Source organism: Pseudomonas brassicacearum subsp. neoaurantiaca (assembly GCF_013608025.1).
Taxonomy (GTDB): Bacteria; Pseudomonadota; Gammaproteobacteria; order Pseudomonadales; family Pseudomonadaceae; genus Aquipseudomonas.
Map to the genome: position 1 here is coordinate 60,572 of NZ_VDLV01000011.1, position 16,659 is coordinate 77,230.

At 60.3% G+C, this 16,659-nt stretch carries 13 protein-coding genes; 10 read left to right on the plus strand and 3 right to left on the minus strand.

Features of this window, described 5'->3' with window-relative positions:
* Positions 1 to 32: 32 nt before the first annotated feature.
* The gene (clpA, locus tag FHK92_RS09095) at positions 33 to 2,303 is read right to left on the minus strand and encodes an ATP-dependent Clp protease ATP-binding subunit ClpA (protein ID WP_030141337.1); all 2,271 of its coding nucleotides are present in this window, start codon (positions 2,301 to 2,303) and stop codon (positions 33 to 35) included.
* Positions 2,304 to 2,331: 28 nt separating this feature from the next.
* Positions 2,332 to 2,694 (minus strand): ATP-dependent Clp protease adapter ClpS, encoded by a 363-nt coding sequence (gene clpS, locus FHK92_RS09100; protein ID WP_030141336.1) that lies wholly within the window; start codon positions 2,692 to 2,694, stop codon positions 2,332 to 2,334.
* Between the two features lie 243 nt (positions 2,695 to 2,937).
* Between clpS and cspD the strand changes: the two genes are divergently transcribed.
* The gene (cspD, locus tag FHK92_RS09105; RefSeq protein ID WP_181287847.1) at positions 2,938 to 3,228 is read left to right on the plus strand and encodes a cold shock domain-containing protein CspD; all 291 of its coding nucleotides are present in this window, start codon (positions 2,938 to 2,940) and stop codon (positions 3,226 to 3,228) included.
* A 69-nt stretch (positions 3,229 to 3,297) separates the two neighbouring features.
* On the opposite strand, the gene icd is transcribed toward cspD, so the two are convergent.
* The gene (gene icd / locus FHK92_RS09110; protein WP_181287764.1) at positions 3,298 to 4,554 is read right to left on the minus strand and encodes an NADP-dependent isocitrate dehydrogenase; all 1,257 of its coding nucleotides are present in this window, start codon (positions 4,552 to 4,554) and stop codon (positions 3,298 to 3,300) included.
* 484 nt (positions 4,555 to 5,038) lie between these two features.
* On the opposite strand from icd, the gene FHK92_RS09115 reads away from it, so the two are divergent.
* From FHK92_RS09115 to aceA, 9 genes are all read left to right on the plus strand, one after another.
* Entirely contained in the window at positions 5,039 to 7,264 is a 2,226-nt protein-coding gene (locus tag FHK92_RS09115) for an NADP-dependent isocitrate dehydrogenase (protein WP_181287765.1), read from the plus strand.
* A 622-nt stretch (positions 7,265 to 7,886) separates the two neighbouring features.
* Positions 7,887 to 8,333, plus strand: coding sequence for an NUDIX hydrolase (locus FHK92_RS09120; RefSeq protein ID WP_181287766.1), 447 nt, complete (start codon positions 7,887 to 7,889; stop codon positions 8,331 to 8,333).
* Between the two features lie 59 nt (positions 8,334 to 8,392).
* Positions 8,393 to 9,517: a tRNA 2-thiouridine(34) synthase MnmA gene (mnmA, locus tag FHK92_RS09125; protein ID WP_181287767.1), complete on the plus strand. Its 1,125-nt coding sequence runs from the start codon at positions 8,393 to 8,395 to the stop codon at positions 9,515 to 9,517.
* Positions 9,514 to 10,137 (plus strand): high frequency lysogenization protein HflD, encoded by a 624-nt coding sequence (gene hflD / locus FHK92_RS09130; protein WP_030141330.1) that lies wholly within the window; start codon positions 9,514 to 9,516, stop codon positions 10,135 to 10,137. Before mnmA ends, hflD begins: the two co-directional genes overlap by 4 nt.
* Before the next feature lie 273 nt (positions 10,138 to 10,410).
* Complete coding sequence (gene purB, locus FHK92_RS09135; protein ID WP_030141329.1) at positions 10,411 to 11,781, plus strand: adenylosuccinate lyase; 1,371 nt, start codon at positions 10,411 to 10,413, stop codon at positions 11,779 to 11,781.
* 82 nt (positions 11,782 to 11,863) lie between these two features.
* Complete coding sequence (locus tag FHK92_RS09140) at positions 11,864 to 13,030, plus strand: ribosomal protein uL16 3-hydroxylase (protein WP_181287768.1); 1,167 nt, start codon at positions 11,864 to 11,866, stop codon at positions 13,028 to 13,030.
* Positions 13,023 to 13,448, plus strand: a complete 426-nt coding sequence (locus tag FHK92_RS09145) for a GNAT family N-acetyltransferase (RefSeq protein ID WP_181287769.1) — start codon at positions 13,023 to 13,025, stop codon at positions 13,446 to 13,448. Before FHK92_RS09140 ends, FHK92_RS09145 begins: the two co-directional genes overlap by 8 nt.
* A 250-nt stretch (positions 13,449 to 13,698) precedes the next feature.
* Positions 13,699 to 14,460, plus strand: coding sequence for a secretin N-terminal domain-containing protein (locus FHK92_RS09150; RefSeq protein WP_181287770.1), 762 nt, complete (start codon positions 13,699 to 13,701; stop codon positions 14,458 to 14,460).
* A gap of 505 nt (positions 14,461 to 14,965) precedes the next feature.
* Positions 14,966 to 16,291, plus strand: a complete 1,326-nt coding sequence (gene aceA, locus FHK92_RS09155; RefSeq protein WP_030141325.1) for an isocitrate lyase — start codon at positions 14,966 to 14,968, stop codon at positions 16,289 to 16,291.
* The last annotated feature ends 368 nt before the right edge of the window (positions 16,292 to 16,659 follow it).

Genomic DNA, 16,659 nt, shown 5'->3' on the forward strand with positions numbered 1-16,659 from the left:
TCGGCGCCTTTTTAGTTTGTTGCAGGTAACGATCAGGCCATTTCGGCCGTGGTTTCGAAGTCGAAGGTCAGCTCGCCGTCCTTGATGTCGATGTGAACCACACCGCCATGCTCGGCCAGTTCGCCAAACAGGATCTCCTCGGCCAGCGGACGCTTGATCTTGTCTTGGATCAGGCGAGCCATCGGCCGCGCACCCATCGTCACATCGTAACCACCTTCCGCCAGCCAGCTGCGCGCCGCATCGGTGACTTCCAGCAATACACGCTTGTCTTCGAGCTGCGCCTGAAGTTCGGTAAGGAACTTGTCCACCACACTCTTGATGACCTCATGGCTGAGGCGACCAAACTGGATAATGGTGTCCAGGCGGTTGCGGAATTCAGGCGTGAAGCTCTTCTTGATCACTTCCATCGCATCGGACGAGTGGTCCTGATGGGTGAAACCGATCGAAGCGCGCGCCGCAGTCTCGGCACCGGCGTTCGTGGTCATGATGATGATCACGTTGCGGAAGTCCGCCTTGCGCCCGTTGTTGTCGGTCAGCGTACCGTGGTCCATGACCTGCAGGAGCAGGTTGAAGACTTCCGGATGCGCCTTCTCGATCTCGTCGAGCAGCAATACGCAGTGCGGTTGCTTGGTGATGGCCTCGGTCAGCAAACCGCCCTGGTCGAAACCGACATAGCCCGGAGGTGCACCGATCAGACGCGATACGGTGTGGCGCTCCATGTATTCGGACATGTCGAAGCGCACCAGTTCGATGCCCATCGCCTTGGCCAGTTGCCGCGCCGCTTCGGTCTTGCCGACACCGGTTGGACCGGCGAACAGGAACGAACCGACAGGCTTGTCCGGCGACTTGAGACCGGCGCGGGACAGCTTGATCGCAGTCGACAGCGAGTCGATGGCCGCATCCTGGCCGAACACCGTCAGCTTCAGGTCACGCTCCAGGTTACGCAGCAGTTCCTTGTCGGAACTGGTGACGTGCTTGGGCGGAATACGCGCGATTTTCGCGACGATGTCCTCGACCTGAGGCACTTCGATGCGCTTGACGCGATTTTCCACCGGTTGCAGGCGCTGGTAGGCACCGGCCTCGTCGATGACATCGATGGCCTTGTCCGGCATGTGCCGGTCGTTGATGTAGCGCGAGGCCAGTTCGGCCGCCGCACGAAGGGCTTCATCGCTGTATTCGATGTTGTGGTGCAGCTCGAAACGCCCCTTCAGGCCGCGCAGGATGCCAATGGTGTCCTCCACCGAAGGCTCCGACACATCGACCTTCTGGAAACGCCGGGCCAGGGCACGGTCCTTCTCGAAGATCCCGCGGAATTCCTGGAACGTGGTAGAGCCGATGCAACGGATATCACCCGAGGACAGCAGCGGCTTGAGCAGGTTCGACGCATCCATGACGCCGCCCGAGGCAGCGCCCGCGCCGATGATGGTGTGGATCTCGTCGATGAACAGGATCGCTTGCGGGCGTTTCTTCAGCTCGCCGAGCAGCGCCTTGAAGCGCTTCTCGAAGTCGCCACGGTATTTCGTACCGGCCAGCAAGGCGCCCAGATCGAGCGAATACACCACGCTGTTGGCCAGCAGGTCCGGCACCTGGTTGTCGACGATGCGCTTGGCCAGGCCTTCGGCGATGGCGGTCTTGCCCACGCCGGCCTCGCCCACCAGCAACGGGTTGTTCTTGCGGCGTCGGGCGAGAATCTGCGCAACGCGCTCGACTTCCGCCTCGCGCCCAACCAGCGGATCGATGCGGCCCTGGCGGGCCAGCTCGTTCAGGTTGCTGGCATACGCGTCCAGCGGATTGCCTGAAGAAGAAGACTCACCGCCCTCGTCGTCCTGCATATCCTGTTCACCCTCGGAATGATCGCCATGCCCCGGCACTTTGGAAATGCCATGGGCAATGTAGTTGACGACATCGATACGCGCGACGCTCTGCTGCTTGAGCAGGAACACCGCCTGGCTTTCCTGCTCACTGAAGATGGCGACCAGCACGTTGGCACCAGTCACTTCACGCTTGCCCGAGCTCTGCACATGAAAGACAGCACGTTGCAGCACCCGCTGGAAGCCCAGGGTTGGCTGGGTTTCGCGGTCCTCGTCGTGGACGGGGATCAATGGCGTGGTGGAGTCGATGAACTCCTGCAAATCGTGCTTGAGTTTGTCGAGGTTCGCGCCGCAGGCACGCAAAACGGTGGCGGCAGCCTCGTTATCCAGTAGGGCCAACAGCAGGTGTTCGACGGTCATGAATTCATGACGCTTCGAACGAGCCTCCTTGAAGGCAAGATTGAGGGTGACTTCGAGCTCGCGGTTTAACATGGTTCACCTCATACCCAAGTGGTCGGCGTTAACCGTCCTTCTCGATTTCACAGAGTAGCGGATGCTGGCTTTCCCTGGCGTACTGGTTGACCTGCATGGCCTTGGTCTCCGCAATGTCGCGGGTAAACACACCACATACTGCCCGTCCCTCTGTATGAACGGCCAGCATGACCTTGGTCGCCAGCTCACGATTCAGGTTGAAAAACACCTCGAGCACTTCGACGACGAAATCCATCGGTGTGTAGTCATCATTGAACAAAACCACCTTGTACATCGGTGGAGCCTGTAAAGCGGGCTTTGATTCCTGAACAGCAATGCCCGCTGAATCGTCGTCATGTTGATCCGGGCGATCCTGATTGAATGTTAGTCGAATCTGGCTGATTGCATGCATGGAAAGAAAGGTTCGTTTAGTTGGCAAATACAGTGATGGGGCCGCTTGCGGGCGATTTCAACCGCTACCGCCCGATCACCTTGACTAACGGCAAATCGGTGTTACAACCAATAGAGCCCACCGTGGGTTAAAAAGGTCCGCGAAGTCAATTCGATTTCCATTGATCGACGGCGGATGATCAGGATGATACTCCGTTGCCGGGGTGTGTTGCAGAGGGAAAATGGTATGTCAGGTACCACTAGCATGCGAGTCAAGGGAAAGGTCAAATGGTTCAACAATGCCAAGGGCTACGGTTTCATTATCCAAGACGGGAAGGACGAAGATCTCTTCGCACATTTTTCGACAATCCAGATAGACGGTTATAAAACCCTCAAGGCAGGCCAGCCAGTAACGTTCTGCATGATACAAGGGCCAAAGGGCACACACGCCGTTGAAATTTGCCCGGTCGCCGTCGATGCCGAGGGCAATCAGCTGAGCGAAAAACCAGAGCCGACCAAGGTCCGCCTCAAACCGCGGGTCACCGAGGACCACTAAAAAACTGCCCCCCATGAAAATGCCCGGTTTCGATCACTCGAACCGGGCATTTTTTTGTCCAGGCTTCGCTTACATATGGGAAATCAGCGCATCGCCGAAGCCGGAAGACGACACCAGCCTGGCACCGTCCATCAGGCGCTCGAAGTCATAGGTCACGGTCTTGGCCGAAATCGCGCCGTTAGTGCCCTTGATGATCAGGTCGGCCGCTTCGGTCCAGCCCATGTGGCGCAGCATCATTTCCGCCGACAGGATCAGCGACCCCGGGTTGACCTGGTCCTTGCCTGCATATTTAGGCGCGGTACCGTGGGTGGCTTCGAACATTGCCACGGTGTCGGACAGGTTGGCGCCCGGCGCGATGCCGATACCGCCCACTTCCGCCGCCAGGGCATCGGAGAGGTAATCGCCGTTCAGGTTCAAGGTAGCGATCACGTCATACTCTGCCGGACGCAGCAGGATCTGCTGGAGCATGGCGTCGGCGATGGCGTCCTTGACCACGACATTCTTGCCGGTCTTCGGGTTCTTGAACTGCATCCATGGCCCGCCGTCGAGCAAGGTTGCGCCGAACTCTTCAGCCGCCACTTCGTAGGCCCACTCCTTGAAGGCACCTTCGGTGAACTTCATGATGTTGCCTTTGTGCACGATGGTCAGCGAGTCGCGGTCGTTGTCGACGACATATTGCAAGGCCTTGCGCGCCAGGCGTTTGGTGCCCTGCTTGGAAACCGGCTTGACACCGATACCGCAATCTTCGTCGAAGCGGATCTTGGTGACGCCCATTTCTTCTTTAAGGAACTTGATGACTTTGGTGGCCTCGGCCGAACCGGCCTTCCACTCGATGCCAGCGTAGATGTCTTCGGAGTTCTCACGGAAGATCGTCATGTCCACATCACCCGGCTTCTTGACCGGGCTAGGCACGCCTTCGAACCAACGCACCGGACGCAGGCAGACATACAAGTCGAGCTGCTGGCGCAGCGCCACGTTCAGCGAGCGGATACCACCACCGACCGGCGTGGTCAGCGGCCCCTTGATGGAAACCACGTAGTCCTTGACCGCGTCCAGGGTTTCCTGGGGTAGCCAGGTGTCCTGGTCGTAGACCTGGGTCGCTTTTTCACCCGCATAGACTTCCATCCAGGAAATCTTGCGCTTGCCGCCGTAAGCCTTCTCGACCGCGGCGTCGACCACCTTGATCATGACCGGACTGATATCAACGCCAATGCCGTCGCCTTCAATGAAGGGGATGATCGGATTGTCGGGAACATTAAGAGAATGGTCTGCGTTGACGGTGATTTTGTCACCGACGGCCGGAACCTGAATCTTTTGATACCCCATGCTGAACTCCATTGCTTGGATTGAACATCTGGCTTGCGTTCGAGCGTAACCCAGTTGAATCGGCACGCAAACCCTACGTTAGGCTCATCAACGACGAAAATGCCGCAGTTCGTGATGTACAAGCCTGAAAACCAAGGGAAAAGCGCCAAACATGAGCATAGTCCACCGCCCTCGGCATGCGACGTTTAGACCAATGGACGTGTACGGAAGTCTATGAACCGTCGGCAGATCGCCAGCTACCTATGTATAATGCCGCCGCTGACCACAGGGTCACGACGGCTGACGGCTCTATAACGAGACTTTCCGCCATTTTGAAAGCCGGACCGTTACCGCGGCCCGACCGCTTGACGCTCGACTGATGCACCCAACATCACCGCGAAGAAACCTCGACATTCGGCTCACGGATGACTTTGAACGAACGCGCTTACCCGGCGCCCCTCGAGTTTCTGCGCATGCTTTAGCAAAGAAGAGAGTTAATCCGAATATGCCCACCCGCTCGAAGATCATCTATACCTTCACCGACGAAGCGCCTGCCCTCGCCACCTATTCGCTGCTGCCGATCGTCGAAGCCTTCACCGCTTCGGCCGACATCGCCGTGGAGACCCGCGACATCTCCCTCGCAGGGCGCATCCTGGCCAGCTTCCCCGAGCAACTGGGTGACAAAGCCGTAGCCGACCACCTCGCCGAACTGGGCGACCTGGCCGTCACGCCTGAAGCCAACATCATCAAGCTGCCGAACATCAGCGCCTCGGTGCCGCAACTGCAGGCCGCGATCAAGGAATTGCAGGCCCAGGGCTACGCACTGCCGGACTACCCGGAAACCGTGACCACCGACGCCGAGAAAGAAACCCGCGCTCGCTATGACAAGGTCAAGGGCAGCGCCGTGAACCCGGTCCTGCGCGAAGGCAACTCGGACCGTCGCGCGCCGCTGTCGGTCAAGAACTATGCCCGCAAGCACCCGCATAAAATGGGCGCCTGGGCTGCCGACTCCAAGTCCCACGTCGCTCACATGAGCACTGGCGATTTCTACGGCAGCGAAAAAGCCGCCCTGATCGACGCCGCGGGCAGCGTGAAGATCGAGCTGATCGCCAAGGACGGCACCGCCACCGTCCTGAAGGAAAAAACCACCGTTCAAGTCGGTGAGATCCTCGATTGCGCCGTGCTGAGCAAGAACGCCCTGCGCAACTTCATCGCCGCTGAAATCGAAGACGCCAAGCAAAAAGGCGTCCTGCTGTCGGTCCACCTGAAAGCCACCATGATGAAGGTCTCCGACCCGATCATGTTCGGCCAGATAGTCGCCGAATACTACAAAGACGCGCTGGTCAAGCACGCCGAAGTGCTGGAGCAGATCGGTTTCAACCTGAACAACGGCATCGGCGACCTGTACGCCCGCATCAAGGCCCTGCCGGCCGAGCAGCAGGCGCAGATCGAAGCCGACATCCAGGCGGTCTACGCCATCCGCCCAGCGCTGGCGATGGTCAACTCCGACAAAGGCATCACCAACCTGCACGTGCCGAGCGACGTCATCGTCGACGCCTCGATGCCAGCCATGATCCGTGACTCCGGCAAGATGTGGGGCACCGACGGCCAGCTGCACGACACCAAGGCCGTGATCCCGGATCGCTGCTACGCCACCATCTACCAGGCGGTGATCGAAGACTGCAAGCAACACGGCGCCTTCGATCCAACCACCATGGGCAGCGTGCCGAACGTAGGCCTGATGGCCAAGAAAGCCGAAGAATATGGTTCCCACGACAAGACCTTCCAGATCAAGGCCGACGGCGTGGTCCGTGTCTCGGACAACAACGGTCGCACCCTGCTGGAGCAGAACGTCGAGGCTGGCGATATCTTCCGCATGTGCCAGACCAAGGACGCGCCGATCCAGGATTGGGTCAAGCTGGCCGTCAACCGTGCCCGCGCCAGCGCCACCCCGGCGATCTTCTGGCTCGACCCGATGCGCGCCCACGACGGCGTGATGATCGAGAAGGTCCAGGCTTACCTGAAGGACCACGACACCAGCGGCCTGGACATCCGCATCATGTCGCCGGTCGACGCGATGAAATTCACCCTGGCTCGCACCCGCGAAGGCAAGGACACCATTTCGGTGACCGGCAACGTACTGCGCGACTACCTGACCGACTTGTTCCCGATCATGGAACTGGGCACCAGCGCCAAGATGCTGTCGATCGTGCCGCTGATGAACGGTGGCGGCCTGTTCGAAACCGGCGCCGGCGGTTCGGCACCCAAGCACGTGCAGCAACTGCTGGAAGAAAACTTCCTGCGTTGGGATTCCCTGGGCGAGTTCCTGGCCCTGGCCGCTTCCCTGGAACACCTGGGCGTGACCTACAACAACCCCAAGGCGCTGGTGCTGGCCAAGACCCTCGACCAGGCGACTGGCGAGTTCCTGGATCGCAACAAGTCGCCTTCGCGCAAGGTCGGCGGCATCGACAACCGCGGCAGCCACTTCTACCTGACCCTGTTCTGGGCCCAGGCATTGGCCGCCCAGGATGACGACGCAGCCCTCAAGGCGCAGTTCACCACCCTGGCCAAGACCTTGACCGACAACGAAGAAAAAATCGTTGCCGAGCTCAATGCCGTGCAAGGCAAGCCCGTGGACATCGGCGGCTACTACTTCGCCAACCCAGAGCTGACCAGCAAGGCCATGCGCCCGAGCAACACCTTCAACGCGGCGATTGCTGCGCTGGTATAAGGTTGCAAGGAAACACCACAAACCCCGGCCCTGTGCCGGGGTTTGTGTTTCTGGCATTTACACTATCCGTCAGACAGCACCCGACCCTGTGGGAGCGAGCTTGCTCGCGATTGCAATTCATCATTCAATTCAAATATTGACTGACCCACCGCTATCGCGAGCAAGCTCGCTCCCACAGTTGGATTGGAGTACAGCCGGCAGAGACAGGTCGGCTGCCAGGCCGCCTTCGCGAGCAGGCTCGCTCCCACAATTAGATTGGGGTATAGCCAAAGAGACAGGCCAGCCGCCAAGCCGCCTCGCTTTTGATCTTGATCCTGATCTTGATCTGGGGCGCCCCGTTAACCACGATGGCCGAACGCAGGCATTGCGCAGTGGGCAACCCGGCATGGATGCCGGGTTAGCCGCGCTGGGCCATGGATGGCCCTTCGCGGCGGCCCACGGAGCAATGCCGGAGTGAGGGCATGCCGAGCCCAGGCGAGGCACCGAGTGGTGGGGCAAGAGCGCTTTGGTTACTTTCACGCTTTTTGAAAGTGACTCGCCGTAGGGGCGAAACCCTAAGCAGCCGTTACCGCAGCAATGGATATGTACCCAGCCAACAAAATCCGAGAAATAGAGGAGTCTCATGAACTGGCAACCCCACATCACCGTCGCCACCATCGTCGAAGACCACGGCCGCTTCCTGATGGTCGAAGAATCCAAGGGCGGACGAGCAGTGCTCAACCAGCCCGCCGGCCACCTGGACCCGAACGAAACATTGATCCAAGCCGCCATACGTGAAACCCTCGAAGAAACCGGCTGGGACGTCGAGCCCACCAGCGTCACCGGCATCTACCTCTACACCGCCCCGAGCAACGGCGTGACCTACCAACGGGTCTGCTTCGCCGCCAAAGCCCTGAAACACCATCCCGAATACCAACTGGACGACGGCATTCTCGGCGCCAAATGGCTGACCCGCGAGGAACTGCTCGAGCAGCGCGACCATTGGCGCAGCGAGCTGATCATCCGCTGCATCGACGATTACCTGGCCGGCCATCGCCATAGCCTGGCGCTTATCCGCCCTTCTCTTTAGCCTTGCGCGCCCGGGCCTGATAGAATCGCGTCCTTTTTCAAGACACTCATTGAATTCCTATGCGTGATCCAGCCTCTTCAAACACCCCAAAGCAGCGCGTCATCGTCGGCATGTCCGGTGGCGTGGACTCTTCCGTTTCCGCCCTTCTGCTGATCGAGCAGGGTTATGAGGTGGAAGGCCTGTTCATGAAGAACTGGGAAGAAGACGACGGAACCGAGTACTGCACCGCCATGGATGACCTGGCGGACGCCCAGGCCGTGTGTGACAAGATCGGCATCAAGCTGCACACCGCCAACTTCGCCGCCGAGTACTGGGACAACGTGTTCGAGCACTTCCTGGCCGAATACAAGGCCGGTCGTACGCCGAACCCGGACATCCTCTGCAACCGCGAGATCAAGTTCAAGGCGTTCCTCGACTACGCCATGATGCTCGGCGCCGACCTGATCGCCACCGGCCACTACGTGCGCCGCCGCGACATCGATGGCCGCACCGAACTGCTCAAGGGCCTGGACCCGAACAAGGACCAGAGCTACTTCCTCCATGCCGTCGGCGGCGAACAGATCGCCAAGACCCTGTTCCCGGTCGGCGAGCTGGAAAAGCCCGAAGTGCGCGCGATTGCCGAGAAACACCAGCTCGCCACCGCCAAGAAGAAGGATTCCACCGGCATCTGCTTTATCGGCGAGCGTCGTTTCAGCGACTTCCTCAAGCAGTACCTGCCGGCCCAGCCGGGCGAGATCAAGACAACCGAAGGCGACGTCATCGGCCGCCACCATGGCCTGATGTACCACACCATTGGCCAGCGCCAGGGCCTGGGCATCGGCGGGTTGAAAGACGCCGGCGAAGAGCCGTGGTATGTGCTGGTCAAGGACCTGGAGCGCAACGAGCTGATCGTCGGCCAAGGCAATGACCATCCATGGCTGTTCTCCGGCGCCCTGCTCGCTTCCGACATCTATTGGGTCAACCCGATCGACCTCAGCGAACCGCGCCGCCTGACGGCCAAGGTTCGCTACCGCCAGAGCGACCAGGCTTGCACCCTGGAGAAAACCGCCAGCGGTTATCGCGCCACGTTCGATGACCCGCAGCGAGCGGTCACGCCCGGTCAATCCGTGGTGTTCTACGACGGCGAAATCTGCCTGGGCGGCGGCGTGATCGAAGTCGCCGAGCCATGGAGCAGCAAGGCATGACGCCGATCCAGGAACAACTGACGGCCCTGGGCGGCGTGTTTCTCGCCGCCGTGCTGGTGGATCGCATCGCCAAGACCGGCCAGACCAACGAAGCCGGGCTGGGCTGCATGCTCGGCAGCCTGCTGGTGCGCGATCCCAAGGACACCTTGGAAGTCTACGGCGGCGATGACCTGAACCTGCGCGAAGGCTATCGCGCCTTGATCGGCGCACTGGAACGCGACCCCAGCGCCCTGCAACGCGAACCGCTGCGCTACGCCTTGTCGATGCTGGGCCTGGAGCGTCAGTTGGCCAAGCGCGATGATCTGCTGGAAACCATCGGCAAGCGCCTGCCGCAGATCCAATCCCAGGTCGAACATTTTGGCCCGTCCCACGAAAACGTGATCGCCGCTTGTGGCGCGCTGTACCAGGACACCTTGAGCACCCTGCGCCAGCGCATCCAGGTGCATGGCGACATGCGCAACCTGCAACAACCGAGCAACGCCTCGAAGATCCGCGCCCTGCTGCTGGCCGGTATTCGCTCGGCACGGCTGTGGCGGCAGTTGGGCGGCCATCGCTGGCAGCTGGTGATCAGCCGACGCAAATTGTTGAAAGAGCTTTACCCGTTGATGCGCAACGAATAACTCGCCTCGACCTGCTTTTTTTTGTGGCGAGGGGATTTATCCCCGCTGGGCTGCGAAGCGGCCCTCAAACTAGGCAACTCGGTGCGCCAGAAGATTAAATTCGCTGCTTTTAGGGCTGCTGCGCAGCCCAGCGGGGATAAATCCCCTCGCCACAGGTAATAAACAGTTTTATCTCGTTACGCGTAACACGCCGGTCAGTTGGCGACGGACCGGCGTCTGTTTTCATGTATGATACGCGCCCCATTTCGTTGCCCGACTGTCCGAGAACACCCCATGCAGCTCTCTTCGCTCACTGCGGTTTCCCCTGTAGACGGCCGCTACGCCGGCAAAACCCAGGCCCTGCGCCCGATTTTCAGCGAGTACGGCCTGATCCGTGCCCGCGTCCTGGTTGAAGTGCGCTGGCTCCAGCGCCTGGCCGCCCACCCTGGCATTGGCGAAGTCCCGGCTTTTTCCGCCGAAGCCAACGCGGTACTGAACGCCCTGGCCGACAATTTCGCCCTGGAGCACGCCGAGCGCGTCAAAGAGATCGAACGCACCACCAACCACGACGTCAAGGCTATCGAATACCTGCTCAAGGAGCAGGCGGCCAAGCTGCCGGAACTGGCCAATGTCAGTGAGTTCATTCACTTCGCCTGCACCAGCGAGGACATCAACAACCTGTCCCACGCCCTGATGCTGCGCGAAGGCCGTGACGACGTGCTGCTGCCGCTGATGCGCCAGACCGCCCAGGCTATCCGCGAGCTGGCGATCCGCTTCGCCGACGTGCCGATGCTGTCGCGCACCCACGGTCAGCCGGCTTCGCCGACTACCTTGGGCAAGGAACTGGCGAACGTGGTCTACCGCCTGGAGCGTCAGATCGCCCAGGTTGCAGCCGTGCCGCTGCTGGGCAAGATCAACGGCGCCGTGGGCAACTACAACGCCCACCTCTCGGCCTATCCGGACATCGACTGGGAAGCCAACGCCCGCGCCTTCATCGAAGACGAGCTGGGCCTGAGCTTCAACCCGTACACCACTCAGATCGAACCGCACGACTACATCGCCGAGCTGTTCGATGCGATCGCGCGTTTCAATACCATCCTGATCGACTTCGACCGTGACATCTGGGGCTACATCTCCCTGGGTTACTTCAAGCAGCGCACCATTGCCGGCGAAATCGGTTCCTCGACCATGCCGCACAAGGTCAACCCGATCGACTTCGAAAACTCCGAAGGCAACCTGGGCATCGCCAACGCGCTGTTCCAGCACCTGGCGAGCAAGCTGCCGATCTCCCGCTGGCAGCGCGACCTGACCGACTCCACCGTGCTGCGCAACCTGGGCGTGGGTTTCGCCCACAGCGTCATCGCCTACGAAGCCAGCCTCAAGGGCATCAGCAAGCTGGAGCTCAACGAGCAGAAGATCGCCGCTGACCTGGACGCCTGCTGGGAAGTCCTGGCCGAGCCGATCCAGACCGTGATGCGTCGCTACAACATCGAAAACCCGTATGAAAAGCTGAAAGAACTGACCCGTGGCAAGGGCATCAGCCCTGAAGCGCTGCAGACTTTCATCGATGGCCTGGACATGCCAGCCGACGCCAAGGCCGAGCTGAAGAAGCTGACTCCGGCCAGCTACATCGGCAACGCGGCGGCACAAGCCAAGCGCATCTGATACCGCTGTACCTTTGAGACGCCCGGCCGCGCCGGGCGTTTTTATTCGCGTCTGAAAAGTATATTTTTTCAATAGGTTACAAATGAATCCTGATATTCCACTGCAACTCCTGGGCGGCATTACGGCACGGGAGTTCCTGCGCGACTACTGGCAGAAAAAACCCCTGCTGATCCGCCAGGCGATTCCTGATTTCGAAAGCCCGATTGATGCCGACGAACTGGCCGGCCTTGCGCTGGAAGAAGAGGTTGAATCGCGCCTTGTGATCGAGCACGGCGAGCGCCCGTGGGAGTTGCGTCGCGGCCCGTTCGCCGAAGATGAATTCAGCAAACTGCCCGAGCGCGAGTGGACCTTGCTGGTGCAGGCCGTCGACCAGTTCGTCCCGGAAGTCAGCGAGCTGCTGGAGCATTTCCGCTTCCTGCCGAGCTGGCGCATCGACGACGTGATGATCAGCTTCGCCGCCCCCGGTGGCGGTGTCGGCCCGCACTTCGACAACTATGACGTGTTCCTGCTGCAAGGCCATGGCAAGCGCAACTGGAAGATCGGCCAGATGTGCGACTCCGAAAGCCCACTGCTGCCACACGCGGACCTGCGCATCCTTGCCGATTTCGAGGCCACCGACGAGTGGGTCCTGGAACCCGGTGACATGCTCTACCTGCCGCCACGCCTGGCTCACTGCGGCGTCGCCGTGGACGATTGCATGACCTACTCGGTTGGCTTCCGCGCACCGAGCGCCGCCGAAGTCCTGACTCACTTCACTGACTTCCTCAGCCAGTTCTTGCCGGATGAAGAGCGTTACACCGACGCCGATGCGCGCCCGGTGGCCGACCCGCACCAGATCCAGCACGACGCCTTGGACCGCCTCAAGGGCCTGCTGGCCGAACACATGAGCGACGAGCGTTTGCTGCTGACCTGGTTCGGCCAATTCATGACCGAGCCACGCTACCCGGAACTCGTGGTGGGCCCGGAACTGGAAGAAGACGACTTGCTGGCCGGCCTGGAACAGGGCGCAGTGATCATCCGCAACCCGAGCGCGCGCCTGGCCTGGTCGGAAGTCGATGACGACCTGCTGCTGTTCGCCAGCGGCCAGAGCCGTTACCTGCCAGGCAAGCTGCGTGACCTGTTGAAAATGATCTGCGCCGCTGACGCGCTGCACATCGAAAACCTCGGCCCATGGCTCGCCGATGAAGACGGTCGCGGTCTTATCCATGAACTGGTCAAGCAAGGCAGCCTGGGGTTCGCCGATGAATAAAATTCACGTTCGTGTCGCAGACTGGCAAAAGGATAACGCCGAGATCCGGCGCATTCGTGAAGCGGTGTTCATTGCCGAGCAATCCGTTCCCCCGGAGCTGGAGTGGGATTCGGATGACCAGGACGCCGTGCATTTCCTCGCTCTCGAAGGCGACTTCCCGATCGGCACCGCGCGCCTCTTGACCGATGGCCATATTGGCCGGGTGTCAGTCCTCAAGGATTGGCGCGGGCTGAAGGTCGGCGACGCGCTGATGCAGGCGGTGATCGCCGAGGCCGAGAAGCGCGGGCTGCAGCAACAGATGCTCAGCGCCCAGGTGCATGCCACGCCGTTCTATGAGCGACTGGGGTTTGCAGTGGTCAGCGAAGAGTTCCTCGAAGCCGGGATTCCGCACGTGGACATGGTGCGGCGCTCGGCCTGATACCACTGGAAGCAGCAATACCCCGTGGCGAGGGAGCTTGCTCCCGCTGGGCTGCGAAGCGGCCCTCGCTTTTGGGGTTCGCTTCGCAAACCAGCGGGAGCAAGCTCCCTCGCCACAAAGGCATCGTAAGCGCCGTGAAACGCCCCGCCATCCTCCGATGCCGGGGCGTTTTGCCGTCTACCATTCAACTTGCCCCACCCGGGGCCGACAAACTGGCAATATCAAGCCTTTGTCTCGCGGAGAAATGGACATGTCCCTACGCACCCTGCTGACCACCCTGCTGCTCGGTTGCAGCCTGTCAGTCATGGCCGACACGCAAATCGTGCCACTGAACTACCGCACCAGCGCCGACCTGCTGCCGGTGGCGCAGAACTTCATCGGCAAGGACGGCCAGGTCAGCGCCTATGGCAACCAACTGATCGTCAACGCCGAGCCCGGCAAGATCGAAGAACTCCGGCAGTTCCTGGCCCAATTGGACGTGGCTCCCAAGCGCTTGCTGATCACTGTCGACACCAACGAAAACAACCTGCAAGGCGACCAGGGCTACTCGATCAACGGCGCCGCCCCCAGCCAGACCCGCATCATCAACCGCAGCACGGCCAGCCGTGAGGGCGGCGTACAGCAGATCCAGGCCAGCGAAGGCCAACCGGCGCTGATCCAGGTCGGCCAGAGCGTGCCTTTCACCAGCAACCAGACCGACTCCTACGGGCGCATGCAAAGCCAGACCGAATACCGCAACGTCACCCAGGGTTTTTACGTCACGGCCAGCGTCACCGGCGAGACCGTTCACCTGAGCATCAGCACCAACCGTGACCGCATGAGCCAGGAACGTCCCGATGTAGTGAATGTGCAAAGCACCGACACAACCGTCAGCGGACGCCTGGGGGAATGGATTACCCTGGCCGGAGTGAATCGGCAAAATCAGGCCGACAAACAGGGCCTGACCCGCAGCTACTCGACCCAAGGCCGGGATGACATGATTCTGCGGGTCAAGGTCGACACCCTGAACTGAAGCACCAGAAACTGACTGACGAGTCGTATTAGACCAAAGATGTAGTGCCATAAAAAAAGCACTACAAAACGTTTGACGAGCCAAAAAACCGAAGGCATGATGGCCTCGCTCCCGCTAATCAGGGGCCCTGGCAAGGGCCTTCGGGTCGATGCTTGCAAACATCCTGCGAGCCGATTCGTGTCTGTACCGCCCACAAGGTGTGTTTGACGAGGTTGCGACTGGAACGAAGTTGTCCCGAGGGACGGAAGCGTAACTAGGTAACCCGGCATCACTCTGAGTTCGTATAAAGGCCCACGACGCCCGAATGCGCCCGCAGTTCGCCCCTACCTGCTCACTTTCCCCTCGAGCCCATCGTTCATCCCGTCGCCACCCCGCCTTGACCGACTTGTATGCCAGCCCCCTGGTCAGCGAGCAGCCCTTCACACCCATGACGGGTGCGATTGGCAAGCTGGAATCTTCCAGCCCAGAACGACCATCCATACAAGACGCGACGAGGTTTATTTCCATGGCACTGACACGCGAACAGCAAATTGCAGCCCTTGAAAAAGACTGGGCTGAGAACCCGCGCTGGAAAGGCGTGAAGCGCAATTATTCCGCTGCTGACGTCGTCCGTCTGCGTGGCTCGGTTCAACCTGAGCACACCTTCGCGAAGATGGGCGCCGAGAAGCTGTGGAACCTGGTAACCCAGGGCGCCAAGCCAGCCTTCCGTCCCGAGAAAGATTTCGTCAACTGCATGGGCGCCTTGACCGGCGGCCAGGCTGTGCAGCAGGTCAAGGCCGGCATCCAGGCCATTTACCTGTCGGGCTGGCAAGTGGCTGCGGACAACAACTCCGCCGAGTCCATGTACCCTGACCAGTCGCTGTACCCGGTGGATTCGGTTCCAACCGTGGTCAAGCGCATCAACAACTCGTTCCGCCGTGCCGACCAGATCCAGTGGAAAGCCGGCAAGAACCCGGGCGACGAAGGCTACATTGACTACTTCGCGCCAATCGTGGCTGACGCCGAAGCCGGTTTCGGCGGCGTGCTGAACGCCTACGAGCTGATGAAGAGCATGATCGAGGCAGGCGCCGCTGGTGTTCACTTCGAAGACCAACTGGCCTCGGTCAAGAAATGCGGCCACATGGGCGGCAAGGTACTGGTTCCGACCCAAGAAGCCGTGCAGAAGCTGACCGCTGCCCGCCTGGCCGCCGACGTTGCCGGCGTACCGACCATCATCCTGGCCCGTACCGACGCCAACGCCGCTGATCTGCTGACCTCCGACTGCGATCCGTACGACCAGCCGTTCGTGACTGGCACTCGTACCCCGGAAGGCTTCTACAAGGTGCGCGCCGGCCTCGACCAGGCCATCGCCCGTGGCCTGGCCTACGCCCCGTACGCCGACCTGATCTGGTGCGAAACCGCCAAGCCGGACCTGGACGAAGCCCGTCGTTTCGCTGAAGCGATCAAGAAGGAATACCCGGACCAACTGCTGTCGTACAACTGCTCGCCTTCCTTCAACTGGAAGAAGAACCTGGACGACGCGACCATCGCCAAGTTCCAGCGTGAGCTGTCCGCCATGGGCTACAAGCACCAGTTCATCACCCTGGCCGGCATCCACAACATGTGGCACAGCATGTTCAACCTGGCGCACGACTACGCCCGCAACGACATGACTGCCTACGTGAAACTGCAAGAGCAGGAGTTCGCTGACGCCGCCAAGGGTTACACCTTCGTGGCTCACCAGCAGGAAGTGGGCACCGGCTACTTCGACGACATGACCACCGTGATCCAGGGCGGCGCGTCGTCCGTGACCGCGCTGACCGGTTCGACCGAAGAAGAGCAGTTTCACTGATCCACAAAGCAAACGGCCCTTGCGGACCGAATAAAAACTAACCGCAAAGCCGACGATCTGAAGCCCCGACTGGTTCGGGGCTTTTTTTTGCCTATGCTTTAGCAGCAATGCCGTCACATGAAATGATTCTGTCACAGAGATTCAGGCAAGCCTTAAGGAAGCGCTCCCACAGGAATCCGTGAACCGATAAAAAATTGATCGAACGCAATATCAGGCAGTCTGAAAAAGAGTAAAACGGCCGGCGCTGACAATTGCAGTCTCCGCCATATAAGACAAGTTCTCAGTTGTCACATCGAGCACACACGGCGACCCACGGCCAAACAATAATAATTATCATTTGAAAGGCGCTTTCATTGTTACATTCGAAA

Bases quoted from the DNA above. Each gene is read 5' to 3' on its own strand.
- mnmA (WP_181287767.1), top strand. From the start codon at position 8,393: ATGCGTGATCCAGCCTCTTCAAACACCCCAAAGCAGCGCGTCATCGTC.
- FHK92_RS09145 (WP_181287769.1), top strand. From the start codon at position 13,023: ATGAATAAAATTCACGTTCGTGTCGCAGACTGGCAAAAGGATAACGCC.
- hflD (WP_030141330.1), top strand. From the start codon at position 9,514: ATGACGCCGATCCAGGAACAACTGACGGCCCTGGGCGGCGTGTTTCTC.
- clpA (WP_030141337.1), bottom strand. From the start codon at position 2,303: ATGTTAAACCGCGAGCTCGAAGTCACCCTCAATCTTGCCTTCAAGGAG.
- FHK92_RS09115 (WP_181287765.1), top strand. From the start codon at position 5,039: ATGCCCACCCGCTCGAAGATCATCTATACCTTCACCGACGAAGCGCCT.
- aceA (WP_030141325.1), top strand. From the start codon at position 14,966: ATGGCACTGACACGCGAACAGCAAATTGCAGCCCTTGAAAAAGACTGG.
- clpS (WP_030141336.1), bottom strand. From the start codon at position 2,694: ATGCATGCAATCAGCCAGATTCGACTAACATTCAATCAGGATCGCCCG.
- FHK92_RS09140 (WP_181287768.1), top strand. From the start codon at position 11,864: ATGAATCCTGATATTCCACTGCAACTCCTGGGCGGCATTACGGCACGG.
- FHK92_RS09120 (WP_181287766.1), top strand. From the start codon at position 7,887: ATGAACTGGCAACCCCACATCACCGTCGCCACCATCGTCGAAGACCAC.
- icd (WP_181287764.1), bottom strand. From the start codon at position 4,554: ATGGGGTATCAAAAGATTCAGGTTCCGGCCGTCGGTGACAAAATCACC.
- cspD (WP_181287847.1), top strand. From the start codon at position 2,938: ATGCGAGTCAAGGGAAAGGTCAAATGGTTCAACAATGCCAAGGGCTAC.
- FHK92_RS09150 (WP_181287770.1), top strand. From the start codon at position 13,699: ATGTCCCTACGCACCCTGCTGACCACCCTGCTGCTCGGTTGCAGCCTG.
- purB (WP_030141329.1), top strand. From the start codon at position 10,411: ATGCAGCTCTCTTCGCTCACTGCGGTTTCCCCTGTAGACGGCCGCTAC.